Source organism: Occallatibacter sp. FHG110214_02, from assembly GCF_059115385.1.
The window spans coordinates 76,884-95,402 of record NZ_JBZYWK010000017.1 but is presented as its reverse complement, the minus strand read 5'-3'; the positions used below and the strand labels follow the sequence as shown (position 1 = coordinate 95,402).

Annotated in this window: 14 protein-coding genes; 8 read left to right on the top strand and 6 right to left on the bottom strand. The window is 58.3% G+C overall.

Annotated elements, in window-relative coordinates; translation table 11 throughout:
• Positions 1-120 precede the first annotated feature (120 nt).
• Positions 121-1,245, top strand: coding sequence for a metallophosphoesterase (locus AC5S3R_RS14825; RefSeq protein ID WP_494267870.1), 1,125 nt, complete (start codon positions 121-123; stop codon positions 1,243-1,245).
• Here the strand turns inward: AC5S3R_RS14825 and efp are convergent.
• Positions 1,242-1,817 (bottom strand): elongation factor P, encoded by a 576-nt coding sequence (gene efp / locus AC5S3R_RS14820; RefSeq protein WP_494267869.1) that lies wholly within the window; start codon positions 1,815-1,817, stop codon positions 1,242-1,244. The genes AC5S3R_RS14825 and efp overlap by 4 nt on opposite strands.
• A 182-nt stretch (positions 1,818-1,999) precedes the next feature.
• On the opposite strand from efp, the gene AC5S3R_RS14815 reads away from it, so the two are divergent.
• Both AC5S3R_RS14815 and AC5S3R_RS14810 read left to right on the top strand, forming a co-directional pair.
• Positions 2,000-4,261, top strand: coding sequence for a beta-glucosidase (locus tag AC5S3R_RS14815; protein ID WP_494267868.1), 2,262 nt, complete (start codon positions 2,000-2,002; stop codon positions 4,259-4,261).
• Positions 4,262-4,404: 143 nt separating this feature from the next.
• On the top strand, positions 4,405-5,565 hold the full coding sequence (locus AC5S3R_RS14810; protein ID WP_494267867.1) for an acyltransferase family protein: 1,161 nt from the start codon (positions 4,405-4,407) through the stop codon (positions 5,563-5,565).
• Here the strand turns inward: AC5S3R_RS14810 and AC5S3R_RS14805 are convergent.
• Both AC5S3R_RS14805 and AC5S3R_RS14800 read right to left on the bottom strand, forming a co-directional pair.
• Complete coding sequence (locus AC5S3R_RS14805; protein WP_494267866.1) at positions 5,562-8,318, bottom strand: glycoside hydrolase family 3 C-terminal domain-containing protein; 2,757 nt, start codon at positions 8,316-8,318, stop codon at positions 5,562-5,564. The two genes, AC5S3R_RS14810 and AC5S3R_RS14805, sit on opposite strands and share 4 nt — an antisense overlap.
• A 70-nt stretch (positions 8,319-8,388) precedes the next feature.
• Positions 8,389-10,854 (bottom strand): protein kinase domain-containing protein, encoded by a 2,466-nt coding sequence (locus AC5S3R_RS14800; protein ID WP_494267865.1) that lies wholly within the window; start codon positions 10,852-10,854, stop codon positions 8,389-8,391.
• Positions 10,855-10,968: 114 nt separating this feature from the next.
• Between AC5S3R_RS14800 and AC5S3R_RS14795 the strand changes: the two genes are divergently transcribed.
• Positions 10,969-12,291 carry an aspartyl protease family protein gene (locus tag AC5S3R_RS14795; RefSeq protein ID WP_494267864.1) on the top strand — a complete coding sequence of 441 codons (1,323 nt, stop codon included), beginning with the start codon at positions 10,969-10,971 and terminating at the stop codon, positions 12,289-12,291.
• Positions 12,292-12,441: 150 nt separating this feature from the next.
• Positions 12,442-12,897: a CBS domain-containing protein gene (locus AC5S3R_RS14790; protein WP_494267863.1), complete on the top strand. Its 456-nt coding sequence runs from the start codon at positions 12,442-12,444 to the stop codon at positions 12,895-12,897.
• A gap of 7 nt (positions 12,898-12,904) precedes the next feature.
• Here the strand turns inward: AC5S3R_RS14790 and AC5S3R_RS14785 are convergent, their stop codons facing one another.
• The 3 genes from AC5S3R_RS14785 to AC5S3R_RS14775 form a co-directional block, all read right to left on the bottom strand.
• Positions 12,905-13,936, bottom strand: a complete 1,032-nt coding sequence (locus AC5S3R_RS14785; RefSeq protein ID WP_494267862.1) for an SDR family oxidoreductase — start codon at positions 13,934-13,936, stop codon at positions 12,905-12,907.
• A gap of 192 nt (positions 13,937-14,128) precedes the next feature.
• Positions 14,129-14,389: a hypothetical protein gene (locus AC5S3R_RS14780; protein ID WP_494267861.1), complete on the bottom strand. Its 261-nt coding sequence runs from the start codon at positions 14,387-14,389 to the stop codon at positions 14,129-14,131.
• 18 nt (positions 14,390-14,407) lie between these two features.
• A complete protein-coding gene (locus AC5S3R_RS14775; RefSeq protein WP_494267859.1) occupies positions 14,408-16,231 on the bottom strand; it encodes a sodium:solute symporter family protein in 1,824 nt (607 codons plus the stop codon).
• A gap of 178 nt (positions 16,232-16,409) precedes the next feature.
• On the opposite strand from AC5S3R_RS14775, the gene mtnA reads away from it, so the two are divergent.
• The 3 genes from mtnA to mscL all read left to right on the top strand — a co-directional run bounded on the left by mtnA (position 16,410) and on the right by mscL (position 18,412).
• On the top strand, positions 16,410-17,459 hold the full coding sequence (gene mtnA / locus AC5S3R_RS14770; protein ID WP_494267858.1) for an S-methyl-5-thioribose-1-phosphate isomerase: 1,050 nt from the start codon (positions 16,410-16,412) through the stop codon (positions 17,457-17,459).
• A 117-nt stretch (positions 17,460-17,576) separates the two neighbouring features.
• On the top strand, positions 17,577-17,825 hold the full coding sequence (locus AC5S3R_RS14765) for a permease (protein ID WP_494267857.1): 249 nt from the start codon (positions 17,577-17,579) through the stop codon (positions 17,823-17,825).
• Positions 17,826-18,007: 182 nt separating this feature from the next.
• The gene (mscL, locus tag AC5S3R_RS14760) at positions 18,008-18,412 is read left to right on the top strand and encodes a large conductance mechanosensitive channel protein MscL (RefSeq protein WP_494267856.1); all 405 of its coding nucleotides are present in this window, start codon (positions 18,008-18,010) and stop codon (positions 18,410-18,412) included.
• The last annotated feature ends 107 nt before the right edge of the window (positions 18,413-18,519 follow it).

The following is an 18,519-nucleotide window of genomic DNA, read 5'->3' as shown; positions in this document are numbered from 1 at the left end:
CGCCGCGGACCCCAGCCAGTCAACGCGGCAACAGACATTTATCATTTCCCTATACCCGTTTCTGCATCATGAAGAGAGGGCTCTTGCCATGTCGCCGGCCCACATAAGGAGGAGATTCATTTGAAGGTCTGGCCGGTTCTGGGCATTGCAATCATTCAAACCATTCTTTGCCTCACGCATTGGCTTCTTTTTGCGACGGCTGTCAGCTTCTGGCCTCTCACAGCAACAACACAGCACGTCCTCGCCATCACCCTTGCCGTGCTCTCCTTCAGCTTTGTCTCTGTCGCGCTGCTTGGCTATCGCTTCTGCAATCCCATCATCGAGTTCGCCTACACCGCCGCATCCATCTGGCTTGGCATCCTGAACTTCCTCACATGGGCCGCATGCCTCTGCTGGCTGCTATCCATCCCCGTACATTTCCTCGCAGGCCCATCCGAGCCACAAGCCCGCATCTGGCTTGCCAGTACGCTGCTGGCCTTGGTCGTTTTCATCAGTGCCTATGGATTCGCCAATGCCGCTCAAATCCGCGAACGTCATCTCACCATCGCGCTCCCCAACCTGCCGCAAGCATGGCGCAACCGCACAGCCCTGCTGCTCAGCGACCTCCATCTCGGACACGTCAACCGCACCGGCTTCTCGCGAAAGATTGCAGCCATCGCCAAGCGCCTCAACCCCGCAGTCATCTTCATTGCCGGAGACCTTTTCGACGGCGCCAAGGTAGACCCTGAGCAGCTAACCGCGCCTCTGCTGGAACTGCAACCGCCATTCGGCATCTACTTCTGCGGCGGCAATCATGAAGAAATCGGCGACGTAGTCGGCTTTGAAGCAGCCCTGAGCAAAGGCGGCGTCCATGTACTCAACAATGAGCTTGCGAATGTAGACGGCCTGCAGGTAGCAGGCGTGCGCTATGTAGACACGACCTTCCCCATGCGCCTGCGCGGCATCTTTGAAAAGATGCGCGTAGACCGCAACCGCGCATCCATCCTGCTCAACCATGTACCCAACCGCCTGCCACTGGTAGAGCAAGCAGGATTCAACCTGCAGCTCTCTGGCCACACGCACGGTGGTCAAATCTTCCCCTTCACATGGTTCGCTCACCGCGCCTTCGGAAAGTACACCCGCGGCCTCAGCAACTTCGGCTCACTGCAGGTGCTCACATCCATGGGCGCAGGAACATGGGGGCCACCCATGCGCGTGGGAACGACCCCCGAAGTCTTCTTGATTACATTTGAATCCGCAGATTAAGCGCGACCGGCAAACTCACCCGTTTCGGTGTTTACCTTAATCGTCTCGCCTTCCTTGATGTGAACCGGAACCTGTATCTCAAGCCCGGTCTCAAGCTTCGCAGGCTTCGTCACCGCGCCGCTCGCCGTATTGCCGCGCACACCCGGCTCGGCATACTCCACCTTCAACTCCACCTGCTGCGGAAGCTGCACGCCAATCGGGTTGCCGTTGAACTTGTCGAGCTGCACCATCGCGCCCTCGACAAGAAAATCAAGAGCGTCGCCCAACCTGTCTTCGGTCAACGTCACGGTTTCAAAAGTTGCCTGGTCCAGAAAGTACGCGCCATCCCCATCGTTGTACAGGTAGGAAGCCTCAACCGACTCAAGATCCGGCTCCTTGAACTTTTCGCCGGCCTTGAAAGTCTTGTCAAAGACAGCCCGCGTAATCAGGTTCCGCATCTTGACCCGCACCAGCGTCTGCCCACCACGAGCTGTCGGCGTTGAAACTTCCCGGTCGAGGCAAAGGTACGGCGCATTTTCAAATTCAAAGTATTTCTTGCGCTTGATGTCCAGCGCGTCCAGCAATCCAGCCATTGGTTTTCTTTTCCCCTAAAAACTTATCTGGCAATGTTGTTTGCGCAGAATTTCTCTCTTTTATCTTAAATGCCGCGCTGCCCTTAAGATTTGTAAACCGACCCCCGGAAACTTGCCCACCCCTCCCGCCACATTGGTACTATTGGAGCGGTTCACCTAAACGTTTTAGCAGTGGAGTACGTATGAAATCGTCTCACCTCACCCCCCTCCTCGCAGCCTTTATCCTCGCGTTGGCCACCGCAGCCTCCCTCCCTCTCACAGCCCAGCGTCCCAAGCCAGCAGAGCCCCCCAAAGGTCCGTGGTTAAACACCAGCCTGTCGCCCGACGAGCGCGCCGACCTTGTGCTCAAGCAAATGACGCTGGATGAAAAAATCGCCCTGCTCCACGGCGTAGGCATGCCCACAGACGACCCCGTCACGCCGGAAAATGCGCCCTCCAACCGCGGCGTAGGCTACGCCGTCGGCGTTCCCCGTCTCGGCATCCCCGGCATCGACATGAGCGACGCAGCCTATGGCGTGCGTTCCAGCGGCGTCAATGGCCGCTACTCCACCGCACTGCCCGCCAACGTGGCAGCCGCCGCAAGCTGGGACCCCGACGCAGCCTACGCATATGGCAAACTTATCGGCCACGAACTTCGCGCACAGGGCTTCAACATGACTCTCGGCGGCGGCGTGGACATCACCCGCGAGCCGCGCAACGGTCGCACCTTTGAATACCTCGGCGAAGACCCCATCCTCGCCGGAGAACTGATTGCACGCCTCATTCAGGGCACGCAATCCGAGCACGTCATCGGCGACATCAAGCACTACGCCTTCAACGACCAGGAGAGCGGCCGCAACTCCGTCAACATCTCCATCGACAAGCGCGCCGCGCATGAAAGCGACCTGCTCGCATTCGAGATTGGCGTCCTCAAAGGCCAGCCCGCGGCGGTCATGTGCAGCTACAACCGCGTCAATGACGACTTCGCCTGCGAAAACAAATGGCTCCTGACCGACGTTCTCAAAAAGGACTGGAACTTCCCCGGCTTTGTGCTCTCCGACTGGGGCGGCACGCACTCCACAGAAAAAGCCTCCGCAGCAGGCCTCGACAACGAACAGCCCGGCAAAATTTTCTACAGCGACAAGTACAAGGCCGCTGTGCAGGCAGGCCGCATCTCACAAGCCGAGCTTGACGACCACGTCCACCGCATTCTCCGCTCCATGTTTGCGGCAGGCGTAATCGACTACCCGCGCCAACGCTCCGTCATCGACCCCTTCGCCGGATTTGAAACCGCCCGCAAGATTGAAGAAAGCGGCATCGTCCTGCTTAAAAACAACAACAGCGTTCTCCCGCTGCAAGCCTCAAGCCTCAAGTCCGTCGTAGTCATCGGCGCGCACTCCGACGTAGGCATGATCTCCGGCGGCGGCTCCGCACAGGTAGACCCCATCGGCGGCAACGCCATCATGCCTCCGGGACAGGGCGCAACCCACTGGCAGGAGCAAATCTGGTTCCCGTCGTCGCCTTTGAAGGCTATCCAGGCGCGCGCACCGCAAGCCAACGTAACCTTCGACCCCGGCACCGACCCAGCATCCGCCGCGGCAGCAGCCAAGAATGCGGACGTCGCCGTAGTCTTCGCATACCAGTGGGAGAGCGAAGGCATGGACCTGCCCTCGCTCTCGCTGCCGAAATACAAAAACGGCAACGTAGAAGTGGACCAGAACGCCATCATCGAAGCCGTCTCCAAGGCCAACCCGCACACCGTTGTTGTGCTTGAAACCGGCAGCCCCGTAACCATGCCATGGGTCGATTCCCCCGCCGCAATTCTGGAAGCGTGGTACAGCGGCAGCGACGGCGCAAACGCCCTCGGCAACATTCTCTTCGGCACCGTCAACCCCAGCGGCAAGCTCCCCAACACCTTCCCGAAGAGCGAAGCCGACCTGCCCCGCACAACCGTGGCGCAGCCGCCGGAGTACAAATTCGATGGCGCCGCCGTCCCGGAAAAATGGGCCCATGGCCTGCCGCCCTTCCCCGTCAACTACGACGAAGGCGTAAAGGTCGGCTACAAGTGGTATGACGCGGAGAACAAGTCCGTGCTCTTCCCCTTCGGCTACGGCCTCTCGTACACCACCTTCGGCTACAACGGGCTCGCCGCCACCGCTGGCGAAAACGTACAAGTCGCATTCAGCATTACCAACACTGGCTCACGTGAAGGCGCGGAAATCGCCGAAGTCTATGCAGCACTCCCCGCCGCCGCGCAGGAGCCCCCCAAGCGTCTCGTCGCCTTCGCCAAGGTCAACCTCAAGCCCGGCGAATCGCGCAACGTCACCGTAGAGGTCCCGCGCAAATACCTCTCCATCTGGGATGAAGCAAAGAACGGTTGGCAACTCGTCCCCGGCGAATATACCTTCCTCGTCGGTGGCTCCAGTGACAAACTGCCGCTCAAAACAACCGTCAGCCTGAAGTAGCCGACAATAGGCCAACAAAATCCCGTACCTGCCGCGCAATGTTAGCAACGCAGGTACGGGATTTTTCTTTTGCCTCACACCCAGCCTCAGCCGCATACAACCTGCGCTAGCCTGAAATGGAATCCCCCGCCGAGGCACTCCCCTTGAACACCCCCGCTCCCCGTCCCCAAAGCATCAGCCTGCCCACCCGTCTGCACGGCCTCGACACCCTGCGCAGCCTCGCTATCCTCGCCGTCCTCATCTTCCACTACCTCGACTTCGGCGGCGAAAACGCCCTCCCCTCGTGGCTCGAACCCATCGCTCAATACGGCTGGATGGGCGTGGACCTCTTCTTCGTCCTCAGCGGCTACCTCATCGGCTCGCAGCTCCTGCGCCCCTATACACGCGGCCAGCGCCCCGGCCTGTGGGAGTTCTACCGCAACCGTATCTACCGCATCCTTCCGGCCTTCCTCGTCGTTCTCGCCGCCTACTACTGGATTCCCCAATGGCCCGAGTTCGCCGGAGTAGCCCCGCCGTGGAAATACCTCACCTTCACTTACAACATCTTCCTGCCCCTCACCACACCCCGCGCCTTCTCGCATGTCTGGAGCCTCTGCGTCGAAGAGCACTTCTATCTCCTGCTCCCCATCATCGTGCTGCTCCTCATGCGCAAACCATCCCTGCGCAAAACCATCGCGGCCATCGCCTGCATCCTGCTCTTCGGCATCGCAATCCGCAGCTACTTCCTCATCTCCGTACTGCAACCAATGGACCGCGCCGGCGAAGCATGGGGCGGCCTCTACATGCAGCGCATCTACTACCCCACCTACAGCCGTCTCGACGGCCTTCTGGCCGGTGTAGCCCTCGCCACCATCCGCCTCTTCCGCCCCACATGGTGGCAGCAAATCACAAAGCGCGGCCACGCACTCACACTCGCAGCCATCGTCCTTGTCCCACTCTCCGCATGGCTAACGCATGACCGCTACGACTCCGTCACCGACATCACCGCAGTCGGAGACGTCCTCGGCTTCCCCATCCTCTCGCTAGGCCTCGCCTGCCTCCTCGCATCATCCATCAGCAACAACGGCCTCCTCAGCCGATGGAAAATCCCCGGCGCGCAACTCATCGCCACGCTGGCCTACACGCTCTATCTCACCAGCAAAGCCCTCATCCACATTGTCGATTTAGTCTTCCCGCATCTCGCCGAAACCAGCATGGCAGGCCGTGGCGCCGTCTATGCCGCGTTCTGCCTCATAACAGCAGGAGCGCTCCACTTATGTGTAGAGCGCCCATTCCTGCTACTACGCGACAGGCTCCACAACTAACGCGGAATCGCCTGCGTCCCCTGGATAGCAAAGCTCTTCGATATCACGCCCGCACCCGCATCTCCATCCGGCAAGCTTCCGCCCATATAGATGCGGTACTCTCCCGGCGACACCGCGCGCACGCCCTTATCATCCACCTGCGAGAGCGTCCGCGCATCAAGCTGAAAACTCACATGCCGCGTCTCGCCGGGATTCAACCGCAGCCGCTCAAACCCCGCCAGCGCCAGCTTCGGCGAAACATCCGTCTTCGGCGGCGCAAGATAAAGCTCCGCCACTTCCTCACCCGCAGCCTTGCCGTCATTCGTAACATCCGCTTCCACCGTCAGCGAATCCCCCGCATGCAACTCGCCCGTCGAAAGCTTCAAACGCGAATAAGCAAACGTCGTATAGCTCAACCCATCGCCAAACGAGTAAAGCGGCTTCCCCTTGAAGTAGCGATACGTACGGTTCGCCATCGAGTAATCATCAAACGGCGGCAACTGGTCCACGCCCGTATAAAACGTAACCGGCAACCGCCCCGCAGGATTATTCTTCCCGCTCAGCGTCTCCGCAACCGCCTGCCCGCCTGCCTGCCCCGGATACCACGCCTCCAGAATCGCCTTCGCATTCTGCTGCGCCCAGTTCACGGCAAGCGCGCTGCCATTCAGCAGCACAACCACCATCGGCTTGCCCGCCTTCGCCACAGCCTCAAGCATCTGCTGCTGCACATCCGGCAAATCAATCTCCGAGCGGTCGCCGCCCGCAAAGCCCTTCGCCTTAAAGTGCAGTTCTTCCCCTTCCAGCCGCGGCGTAAGCCCCACAAAGGCCACCACCATATCCGCCTTCTCTGCCGCCGCAACTGCCTGCTTTTGCAGCAACTCCTGCGACGGCATCCACTCAAAAGCAATCCCGCCATTCTCAATATTCAGCTTCCCACTCTGCGCGTACTCAATGCGTAAAGCATGAGGCGCAGTGTCCGTCAGGGAAACAGAGTAATGCGACTCCCCGCCAAAATTACGCCCACTCGGCGGTAGTTTGCCCATCGCATTCACAGGCGGCCCCGTAGGCTCAAGCTCCTTGCCGTCGAGATAAATCGCATACTTCAGCTTGCCCTCGCAGCTTCCGCAAATCGGCAACCGAAGCTGCAAGTCATAAGAGCCAGCCTCCGGCGCAACAATCGATCCCGTCCACCGAACCGCAAAGCTATTCGCAGCAGTATCCGCGGAAAGGCTCGGCACAGGATTCGCATGCGCCCAGTCAAACTCAATCTGTTTATCGACGCGCGTAACTTCCGGCGCACCATCAAAGCTGGGATGCGCAAAATACTCGCCCGTCAATCCCTCCACACCACCTGCCGTACGCAGCATCGTACGCGGCACAGGCAGATACCCATTCAGGATGTAAGGCGCACCCTGCGAATACACCACATGCTCCGCACCAAACTCCGAAACAATGCCATCAACCGGCAAAACCGGATGCAGCGGAATCGCGTTGTAATTCCCCTCAAGCCCAATCAGCGAAGCTGCCAGCGGCCCCACAACAGCAATCGTGCGATGCGCATCCGGCTTCAGCGGCAAAATATGCGCATCATTCTTCAGCAGCACCATCGACTCCCGCGCCGCACGCAAAGCCAGCGCCTGGTCCTCCGGAGAATTCACCACAGAAAACGGAATCCGCGAAAACGGCACGCGCTCCGGCGGATCAAACATGCCCAACTGCATGCGCGCCGTAAACAACCGCTTCACCGCCACATCCACCTGCGCTTCCGTCAGACGGTTGTGACGCACCGCATCCGGCAGCGCCAGGTATTCATCCCCGCAGCTCGTATCCGTTCCCGCCAAAATTCCGAAAGTCGAACCAGTCTCATGATTCGTCGCAAATTTATGCGCGCCCGGCCTGCTGAAATCATCAATCGCGCCGCAATCCGAAGTCACAAATCCCTTGAAGCCCCAGTCGCCGCGAAGAATATCGCCAAGCAGCAGCTTGCTCGCACAAGCCGGAACCTTATACACATCGTTATAAGCGCACATAATGGAATCAGCCTTGCCTTCCACGATAGTTTCGCGAAACGCCGGCAGATACGTATCCCACAAATCATGCTCGCTGGGGTCAATGTTCGCCGAGTGACGCGTAGACTCTGGCCCGCTATGCACGGCATAGTGCTTCGGCGTAGCAATGGCGCGGAAGTAATGCGCGTCATCCCCTTGAATACCACGCACAAATGCCGTACCAAGACGCCCCGTCAAAAACGGGTCTTCGCCTAATGTCTCTTGCCCACGCCCCCAGCGCGGGTCGCGAAAGATATTGATATTCGGCGACCAGACGGTCAGGCCATAGTAACGCGCATGATTATCATGCCGCAGCGCATCGTTATACTTGGCGCGAGCCTCGGTAGAAACAACCTCGCCAATGCGCTCCACCAGCGGCGCATCCCACGTAGCCGCATTGCCAATCGCCTGCGGAAACATCGTGGCATACCCCGAGCGCGCAATACCATGCAGCCCCTCGTTCCACCAGTTGTAAGCGGGAATATCAAGCCGTGGAATGGCCGCCGCAACATCAATCGCCTGCGAAGCCTTCTCCTCAAGCGTAAGCCGCCCCACAAGGTCATTCACACGCTCCGCAATCGGCAAATCAGGATTGCGAAACGGCATCGCCGCGGCAGCCTTCTTCTGCTCCTCCGTCGGCGCGGATGGCTTTGTACCCGTGGATTGAGCAATCGCAAAGGAAGAAGTAAGACACGCAAGAAGTACGGTAGTAAATCGAAAAAGCATGATGCGGCTCCAGAATGATCTCAGCAAGGCACATCTACTCTAACCCCTGTGAGGCGAAGCCGCAAAGCCGTTACTCCGTATCCGGCGGAACCTGTTCGAGCAGCCGCTTCCACGTCTTCTGGTTTTTGCGGAAAGACTTCTTCAAATCCTCAAGAATGCGCCCGAAATCCGAGTTGGTGCGCAGGTTATTCCACGCCGGATTCTTCTGAAACCACGGATAATTTTCATTACCCAGGTAGATAGCACGCCGCAGCCAGTGCAGCGCTTCGGTAGAGTCGCCTTCCACCGCAAAGTAAGTAGCAAGACGATACGCCATCTCGCTATCTGCCTCCGCCGCAGCCAACGTGTCATCCTTCAGCAGCGCCGCAGCGTGCGACCGCTCACCGGCCATCACATAGCACATCGCCAGCGTCGGCACGGCAATGCGCATAAGGCCGTCATCGCGAATCACGCCCTCAAGAAGCTCAATCGCCGCCCGCACATTCCCAAGACGCATCTGCTGATACGCATCCGAAGTGCGAAGCAGCGGATGCCGCGGCTCCAGCGCAAGCCCTTTCTCCAGCTCATCCCCAGCCAGCTCAAGCTGGTTCTGGTAGTGATACACACGCGCACGATGGTTATAAAGAATCGCCGCATTTGCCGGATTCAACTTCAGCGCACGATTAAACTCCGCAAGCGCCTCGTCATACATGCCATCGCCGCGCAGCGCAAGCCCGGCAACCATGTGCACGTTCCAGTCATTGCGAGCCGTTGCCAGCAGGTTCGCCGTACCATGCCGCGCCGATTCCTTCTCACCACGCGAGAGCAGCATATAAATGCGATATAGATTCGGCTCCGCAGCAGAAGGATCAAGCTTGAGCGCCTCATCGAAAGCACGCCGCGCGTGCATCACATGAATCTGCCCGCCAAAGCCATGACGCACATACTGCAGCTCTGCGATGCCCAACCCACTCCACCCAAGCGCAAACTCCGGATCACGCGAAGTCACACTCGCAAACAGCGCATGCGCGCGATCCAAATCAGCACGCGCACCCGTACGCACCATAAACGAGCTAAGCAGCGCCCGCGCCTGCAAATACTCTTCGCTCACAAGACCGGGTAACGACGCCTCACTCGAGGAAAGCGCCTGCGATGCTTCCACATCCGCCGACCCAAGCCCATGCAGCGAAGCAAAAACCTCGTTCGATATCTCCGTCTGCACGGCAATCAGGTCAAGTGAAGCCACACGGATAGCGCCGCCCGAACGAACACTCTGCGAAGCCACATCCAGCAACTGCCAGTTCAAATCAAAGCCCTGCTCCGAGCGCAGAAAGCTCCCCGCCAGCACGAACGAAACCAGCAACCGCTTCCCCACCTGCAGCGGGTCCATCTGCGCAATCGGCAGCGTCATCAGCGTGCTGGACGGGCGCACAATCAGCGCCGGAATACGAGCAAGCCGTGCAGCAATCGCATCCGCAAGCGCATAGCCATAAAGCGGCGCAACCTCTGTCGCTCCAAGATTCGTAAACGGCAGCACCACAAGCGAGTTCTGCTGCGCCCTGTCGCTCGAAGACTCACGGAACCGCTCTGCCAGCATCGAAAGAAAACCAGTAGCGCGTTTCTCCGCCTCAATGCCCGTAACCGGAAGATTCGCGGCAGCCTCACCCGGAATACTCCCCGTCTGAATCTGCTCCGCCTTCATAATAGTCTTCAGCGCCTCGCGCACTTCCGCCGCAGAGGCATAACGCGCCGCAGGATTCTTCTCCAAACACGCCGCAATCACCGACTTCAACTCCGGCGAAATCCCCGGAACAATCTCGCTCAAATCCGGCGGGTCAGAAAACTGGATCGCGCGAATCGCCTGAAAATCTTCCGCATCCGGACGCGCAAACGGATGCCGCCCTGACGCCAGCTCATACAAAATCACGCCCAGCGCCCACACATCCGATTGCACACTCGACTGCCCCGTAACAAACTGCTCCGGAGCCATGTAGCGAATCGTCCCGCCACGCGCCGTATAGGTCGCCGCAACCGACGCATCCTTAGCCAGCGAAGGCTTAGCCGGATCAAACCCCGCATCCTCCGGCCTCAGCCTGCGCGCAAGACCAAAGTCAAGAATCTTCGCAAGCCCGCCATCCGTCAGCATCACATTCTGCGGCTTCAAGTCGCGATGAAAGATGCCAATCGCATGCGCAGCCTGCAGACCATCCGCCACCTGGATGCCAACCGACAAAATAAGCTGCAGACTCGCAGGCTCCTTGGCAATAATGTGGTCCAGCGACTGCCCCGGCACATACTGCATCACGATGTAAGCTTCCTCGCCGCTCTCGCCAACTTCGTAGATGGCGCAAACATTCGGATGCTCAATCGCCGAAGCCATGCGCGCCTCGCGCAAAACAGTCGAGCGCATCTGCTCCGCGGTCAACAGCCCCGTGCGCAGAATCTTGAGCACTACCGGGCGTTGCAGCAGTGTGTCATTTGCCAAATAAACGACGCCGCTGCCACCAGCGCCAAGCTTGCGAACGATTTCGTACTGTTCTATGGTCCTTTTCTTCATCGTGGCCATACTTAGTGTAAAGGTCGCGCTGTGGAATACTGCGGCTCACGTCCCGAACTCAGAACATGCGATACAAATCTGGTAACCTGCGTACTGAAAATGAACCCGGTTCGGATGCGTCTCCCCTTTCTCTCGCTGATTCCCTTCGCCAGCCTCGCATTGGCTGCTATCCTGCACGCGCAGCAGCAAACACAGGTCCATACCGGCACCTCCACCGGCGTCGAAATCGCGGCACGCTTCCGCACCATGCTCGCCAATCACGAATACTTCCGCATCGCCGACGAGCTCGACCAGCTCCCCCCCGAACAGGCGCAGCTCTATCGCGGCCTTCTCGCCAACCGCAACAACAACACCCAGGCCTCCATCGAGCTACTAGAGCCTCTAATCAACAAGCTCGCAGCCAGCGGCAATATCGACCAGGAAAAGCTAGTCCGCAAAACGCTCGCCGAAGACTATCTCCGCCAAGGCGACCTCGCAAAAGCCTCCAAAGCCTATCAGGAACTAGGCAGCAAGCTGACGCCCGACGAGCGCGATGAAATCGAACTCCCTCTGAAGCTCCTGCCACTCGCCGCCAGCAATCCCGCAATGACCGTCGAACCAAGCGTGCCCTTCACCATGCAGGTAAGCCGCAATCCCCTCGGAGTAACCGACGTCCCCGTCTTCGTAGACGCACACCCGCACCGCTGGATGCTCGACCCCACCGCGCCCTTCAACTTAATCGCTCGCTCGGTAGCGCGCGAGGTCGGCCTGAAAATCTCCGACCAGAGCGCGACCATCCACACCCTCACCGGCAAGCCCATGACGGTGCACGTCACCATCATTCCGCGCATCACAATCGGCGGCCGGCTCGAACTGCACAACATGACCGCCTTCGTCTTCGAGGACAAGGACTACTACTTCCCCGCCAGCAGCTTTCAAGTACAAGGCGTGCTCGGATTCCCCGCTGTCTCCGCACTCGGCAGCCTGACTATCTCCGAAGACGCAACCATCACCGTGCATCCCGGCAAAGACCTCGACGCCGAAGCAAAGAATGCCGGCGGCGCACGCTTCTTCCTCGACGACGACCGCGTAATCGTAGCCCTCGGCCCAACCGGCAACGAGCGCATGTTCGCCGTAGACGCAAGCGGCCAGCAGAGCTACATGACCTCGCGCTACTACAACGAGCACACCAAAAGCTTCACCGGCACCCCAGAGCTCTTCCACGTGCCCGGAAGCGACAGATACCCGCCCCAGCCAGCCTACACAGCAGAAACCGTTCCGCTATCCGTAGCCGGAACCATAGTCCCAGCGCATTTCCTGCAAGTAATCACACAGCCCATCGGCAACGCCGCCATCGACGATGTCTACGGCGTACTAGGCGTAGACGTACTAGACCAGCTACGCAGTTACACCTTCGATTACCGAACCATGCGCTTCCGAGTAAAAGGCAGGGAGTAGTAAGTAGGGAATAGCGAATAGAAAACATGGAAGTATCGCCAGGTTGTTGTTTTTGCTTTCTACTTACTACTCCCTGCCTTTTCCCTTCCCTATCGTCTTCCAATTGCGCTATAGTCGCTGGCCTCTAGGAATCCCCCTCTGGAGGAGACGATGAAAATACAGGACACGATTGCCCAGGTGCTCAAGGGCAAACGAATCAGCAAGGCTCTCTCGGTAGCGCCCGACGACACCGTTTACGACGCTCTCAAGCTTATGGCCGAGCACGACGTAGGCGCTCTGCTGGTGCTTTCCAACAGCGAGCTGGTAGGCATTCTCTCCGAGCGCGACTACGCCCGCCGCGGCATCCTGCAAGGCCACACCTCGCACGAAACGCACGTAAGCCAGATGATGACCAGCCCCGTAATCTCCGTCACGCCCGAGCATACGGTCGATGAGTGCATGTCCATCATGACCCAGCACCGCTTCCGTCACCTGCCTGTCGTAGCCAACGGCGCAGTCGCCGGAGTCGTCTCCATCGGCGACCTCGTAAAGTGGGTCATCACCAAGCAGGACCACACCATCCGTGAGCTGGAAGGCTACGTAACCGGCGGCTATCCCGCTTCCTGAAGCTTGCTTATTTCTTTAACAGGTCAAGCCGCAAAAGGCTCTCCGCCGTAGAAACGACAGCCTCCTCACGCGAACGAGGCTGCCACCCCAGCACGCGCTGCGCCTTCAGGCTCGTCGCGTTTTTACTCTTGCCCAGCTCCGGCAAAATCCCCTTCACCCTGCGATCAGCCAGCGAAGCAAAGCGCAACAACCAGTCAGGCATCTCTCCCGTGGGCACCTTCGCAGCCTTCTCGCCCAGGTTCCGCTTCAGAATCAGCGCAATATCCCGCATCGAAAGAAAATCCCCAGAGACAGCCAGAAAACGTTCCCCGTTCGCATTCGGATGCGTCATCGCACGCAGGTGCATATCCGCCACATCACGCACATCCACAGCTCCAAAAGAGATGCGCGGCAGCCCCGGCAGCGCCCGCTCCATCAGCATCTTCACAATCAAAATCGAAGTAGAAAAATCCGCTCCAAGAGCCGGCCCAAAAACACCCACCGGATTCACAACGGCCAGCTCCAGCCCGCCGCCCTCAGTCTTGAGAAACTCCCACGCAGCGCGCTCCGCCAGTGTCTTTGACTTCGGATAAGGCTGCATATCCGGCCCATCCGGATTGCTCCAATCCTCTTCCGTAAAAACAGCAGTCCGGCTCTTCTCATGCCCGTAGCCAATCGCAGCAAAAGACGAAGTAAGCACCACGCGCCGAACCCCAGCATCGCGGCTGGCCTTAAGCACCCGCAGAGCCCCCTCCCGCGCCGGACGAATCAGCTCATTCTCATCCTCAGGAACATTCGACGGAAAAGGCGAAGCAATATGATGAACAAACTCGCAGCCAGCCACAGCCTCGGCCCACCCGGCATCGCCAAGTAAATCCGCAGCAAAGAAGCTCAGTTCCCCGCCAGGATTAGCCCCCGCCTGCTGCAGCATCGCACGAACATCAGCCTCACGGCTGAGACTCCGAACCGTAGTGCGAACCTCATGCCCGGCAGCCAGAAGCTGAAGGATAGTGTGTGCGCCAATAAAACCAGAACCGCCCGTAACCAGAACCTTGCTCATGCTTCCTTTGTCTCTCCCTCATATGGACGGTTGGATGAGAGCCACGTTTCGGTTGGTGCGAAAAGTTTGCTTTTTGCCCAGTCAAATAGACTGATCCAATTCCCGTCAGATACTCCCTGCCGTTACACCGCCACCACAAAACAAATGGCCCCGAAACCGGGGCCACTGTACACATCACACAAACACCATCCCTCAATGCCCGCGGCGAACCGTCCCTTCCGCAGACGGCGGAGGCGGAGGCAACTTAGCAAGCCGAGCCTGCGTGCGACGTCCCATATGGAACATCACCTGCCCAAAGACCAGCAGCACAAGCCCCCACCACAGGTTTACGTTAATGCCCAGGCTGCGAGCATAAAAAGCAGTGTCAGAGTTGGTGGCAGCTCCAAAAACGGTAAGAATGATGCCAACCAGCGTGAACATGAGTCCCATAGGGATGCGAAGGTCGAGATTCATTAACGTTCTCCTTTCTGGTTAGGCGAAGAAAATGCTGAGGGCCACAAGAATCACAAGGATTCCAACAGCCATGGTTTCGGGCCGCTTCCACAGGGGCAAATGCCCCGTCTCCGGCTTCGGCGTAAGCGAGTGAACCAGCCCCACCAGCTCCACTTCCGGCTTGGCCTTGGTAACCAGGCTCACCAGAACCGTGACGATAAAGTTGGTAGCGAAAGCAAAGATAGCCCCATAGAAGTTCTGCGCCATATCGCTGGGATAGTGATGCACAACATGAATCCAGCCGCCGTGGATGCCGGGATTGGCTTCAATCGGCAGCGTCAAACCGTGGTGCAGCATCGCCGCGCTGGTTCCGGCAATGAGCCCGGCAAAAGCCCCGTGGCCCGTAGCGCGCTTCCAGAACATTCCCAGCAGGAAGGTCGCAAACAGCGGCGCATTCACAAAGCTGAACACAAGCTGCAGCGTGTCCATAATGTTGTTGAAAGCGATAGCCGCATAAGCCGTGCCAATGGAGAACAGGATTCCCCCCACGGTAGCCCATCGTCCAACCATCAGGTAGTGCTTATCCGTCGCGCCTTTGTTGATGTATGACTGGTACAAGTCATACGTAAAGACAGTATTGAAAGCAGTTACGTTCCCCGCCATGCCGCTCATAAAGCTGGCCAGCAAAGCCGTCAGACCAAGCCCCAGCAGCCCCGTCGGAAAGAAGTGCAGCAGCATATTCGGCGTAGCCATGTCGTAATCCAGCAGCGGCTGGCCGCTCGCCGTAAGCATCGGCTTGCCGGTCACAGGATTAACCTTGGCTGGAACAAGCCCCTTGCCCTGCTCAACTTGTTGCGGAACAACCTGGATGTTGTGAACGATAGCGCCATCAGCCGTATGGCTCACCGTTTCCGTCGTATGCGGCGTAGGCAGGCCAATCGCCAGCAGACCTGGCAGAATCACCAGGAACGGAAAGAACATCTTAGGTAGCGCCGCAATCAACGGCACCTTGCGGGCCGAGTCCATGTCTTCCGAAGCCATTGCCGTCTGGATAACAAGGAAGTCCGTGCACCAGTACCCCGAGCCCAGCACAAACCCAAGCCCCATGCCGATGCCGATAATATCCACGCCCATCGGATTGTTGTGCGCATTGGTCAGCCCATGCCACGCGTGCATGTACTCGTAAGGAACGCTGGCGCGAAGCCCCTGCCACCCGCCAATGTTCTTGAGCCCCAGCAGAACCAGCGGCAGAAAGCCCGCAATGATAAGGAAGAACTGCAGAACCTCGTTATAAATGGCCGAGGTGAGCCCGCCAAGGAAGATATAGCAAAGCACAATAATGGCCGAAAGAATAATGGAGAAGGTAAAAATCCCCTCCGTAGGCCACCCAAGCGAAATAAAGAGCTTGTCGAAGACATGCAGTGCCTGGATAAGCCGCGCCATCGCATACATCGAAATGCCTGACGAGAACACAGTCATCACGGCAAACGTACAGGCATTCAGCGCACGAGTCTTTTCATCAAACCGGAGCCGCAAAAACTCCGGCACCGACCGCGCCTTCGAGCCGTAGTAGAACGGCATCATAAAGATGCCCACAAAAATCATCGCCGGAATCGCGCCTAGCCCATAAAAGTGCGCAGTCTCAAGGCCATATTTCGCGCCCGATGCGCCCATGCCGAGAACTTCTTGCGCGCCAAGATTGGCAGAGATAAAAGCGAGGCCGCAGATCCAGGCCGGAAGAGCCCGCCCTGCCTGAAAGAAGTCCTTGCTGGTCTTCATGTATCGCTTAAGGGCAAAGCCAATGCCCAGGACGAAAACGAAGTACAGCAGCATGATGATCCAGTCAACGGATTTGAGTTCCAAGTACGGTGCTCCTTACGGCGGGGACGCGAGTTTGTGGATAGGTTCCGGTCATTACTCTACGGAGTGTGGGGTACGCTAGTCCAGCAAAAAATGAAAACGCTTACACAACTACATGCACAGCCCTAAAAAGCCCCCTCCAAACCTCGCCCGGGGCCAGAACAATTACACTGAGAAAGTTATGATTCCTACCCTTGCATGGACGCCGGAAGGCGTAAATTTCATCGACCAGACAAAGCTTCCCCTGGAAGAAAGTTATGTATTGGCCACCACCTATGAAGATGTGGCCGTAGTGATTGAAACAATGGTAGTGCGCGGAGCCCCGGCAATCGGCGTTTCCGCCGCCTACGGCGTAGCGCTGGGAGCAATCAAGTCCCCCGCCCAGACCGCCGAAGAATTTGCCCCCGAGTTCGAAAAACTCACAGCACGCCTGGCCGGAACACGCCCCACAGCGGTCAACCTCTTCTGGGCAATCGACCGCATGAAGCGCCTCTTCGCCGACCTCCGCGCCAAGGGCGCGTCCATGGACGAAATCCGCGAAAAGTTCCTCGCCGAAGCCCATAAAACCTACGAAGAAGACATCGAATCCTGCAAAACCATGGGCGCTTTCGGCGGCCAGCTTCTTCCCTCCGAAGGCGGCGTCCTGACGCACTGCAACGCCGGCGCACTCGCCACAGCCGGATACGGCACAGCCCTCGGCGTAATCCGCTCCGCAGTTGAATCAGGCAAAAAAATCCACGTCTACGCCGACGAAACGCGCCCCTTCCTGCAAGGCGCCCGCCTAACGGCTTGGGAACTGATGGAAGACGGCATCGACACCACCGTCATCTGCGACAACATGGCCGCCAGCCTCATGCGCGCCGGAAAAATCCAGGCCGTAGTAGTAGGCGCGGACCGCATCGCCGCCAACGGCGACTTCGCCAACAAAATCGGCACCTACAACGTAGCCATCCTCGCAAAAGAGCACGGAATCCCCTTCTACTGCGCCGCTCCGTGGTCCACCATCGACATGGAAACGCCCACCGGCGACGCAATCCCCATCGAAGAGCGCTCTGCCATTGAAGTAACCCACCACGGCGGCAAGCAGCTCACGCCGCACGGCGTAGGAATCCGCAACCCCGCCTTCGACGTAACTCCAGCCAAGTACGTAACAGCAATCATCACGGAAAAAGGCGTACTCCGCGCACCCTACGAGGAATCGCTAAAAGAGATGGAGCTGGCCGCAAAGTAGCCTGCAAAAAGGACAAGGCGAATTTTCAGCCTTGTCCTCTAATAACCGCCTCACCAAGCTACAGTGGTAGGAGTGTTCGCACTTCCCCTAATCTTCCGTCTCCGGAAGCGCTCCCTCGTGCGCGGCATTGGCTTGGCCATGGTCGCCTTCGTAGCAAGCCTTCTGCTCGCGGGCTTTCCAGATATCAACCGCCTGCACGGCTCGCCATGGCAATGGCTGGTTTTAGCCATCGGTCTCTGGGGATTAGCAGAAACCGCGCGCTGCCTACGCAAGCGTTGGAACCTCTATCACGCCGGTGTATTGATCCTTCTTTATACGGACCTGATGATTCTCGCCATGATTTTATTTTTAGCCGTTTATCCATAGGCTCGCGAACCACCCCAAAGCAACTTTTTGCATCTTAGGTGAGTAATGGCCAACTCCACAGAGAACAGAACCTGCACGCTCTCGGAACCGGTCATCTCGCGTTGACAAATTTCAACTTCCCCAGATCTGTAGTTGGTCAATGCGGCCTTACACAAAACTGGCTTTAACTGTTCGGAGGAACGATGCTCAAGGGTTTCCGGGATTTTATTCTTCGCGGCAACGTTGTGGACCTGGCCGTAGCCGTCATCATCGGCGCGGCTTTCAACGCTATCGTTACGTCGCTGGTGGGCGATGTGCTGAACCCGCTGATTGCGGCAGTAATTGGTAAGCCCGATTTCAGCGGCGTAGTCCTTCACATTGGCTCAGGCGCCATCAAGGTTGGCAACTTCTTCAATGCCATCATCTCGTTCCTCATCGTTGCCGGAGTGGTCTACTTCTGCATCGTGCTGCCGCTGAACACGCTGCTGGCCAGGCTCAAGAAGCCCGAAGACGCGGCCGCTCTCACGACCAAGCCCTGCCCCGAATGCCTCAGCGACATTCCTCTGGCCGCAAAACGCTGCGCGCACTGCGCCCAGCTGGTGGCATAAAAATTCCTTTCCCCAGATCAAAGGCCGCTGGAATCATCCAGCGGCCTTTTCGTTTTTACGCCCTGAGGTCTGCTTTTGTAATTGCAATTTCTGACCGAAAAACCATC

What these genes read in the sequence shown, in the direction of transcription:
- AC5S3R_RS14790 (WP_494267863.1), top strand. Translation starts at nt 12,442, where the DNA reads ATGAAAATACAGGACACGATTGCCCAGGTGCTCAAGGGCAAACGAATC.
- mscL (WP_494267856.1), top strand. Translation starts at nt 18,008, where the DNA reads ATGCTCAAGGGTTTCCGGGATTTTATTCTTCGCGGCAACGTTGTGGAC.
- AC5S3R_RS14780 (WP_494267861.1), bottom strand. Translation starts at nt 14,389, where the DNA reads ATGAATCTCGACCTTCGCATCCCTATGGGACTCATGTTCACGCTGGTT.
- AC5S3R_RS14795 (WP_494267864.1), top strand. Translation starts at nt 10,969, where the DNA reads ATGCGTCTCCCCTTTCTCTCGCTGATTCCCTTCGCCAGCCTCGCATTG.
- AC5S3R_RS14815 (WP_494267868.1), top strand. Translation starts at nt 2,000, where the DNA reads ATGAAATCGTCTCACCTCACCCCCCTCCTCGCAGCCTTTATCCTCGCG.
- mtnA (WP_494267858.1), top strand. Translation starts at nt 16,410, where the DNA reads ATGATTCCTACCCTTGCATGGACGCCGGAAGGCGTAAATTTCATCGAC.
- AC5S3R_RS14785 (WP_494267862.1), bottom strand. Translation starts at nt 13,936, where the DNA reads ATGAGCAAGGTTCTGGTTACGGGCGGTTCTGGTTTTATTGGCGCACAC.
- AC5S3R_RS14800 (WP_494267865.1), bottom strand. Translation starts at nt 10,854, where the DNA reads ATGAAGAAAAGGACCATAGAACAGTACGAAATCGTTCGCAAGCTTGGC.
- efp (WP_494267869.1), bottom strand. Translation starts at nt 1,817, where the DNA reads ATGGCTGGATTGCTGGACGCGCTGGACATCAAGCGCAAGAAATACTTT.
- AC5S3R_RS14805 (WP_494267866.1), bottom strand. Translation starts at nt 8,318, where the DNA reads ATGCTTTTTCGATTTACTACCGTACTTCTTGCGTGTCTTACTTCTTCC.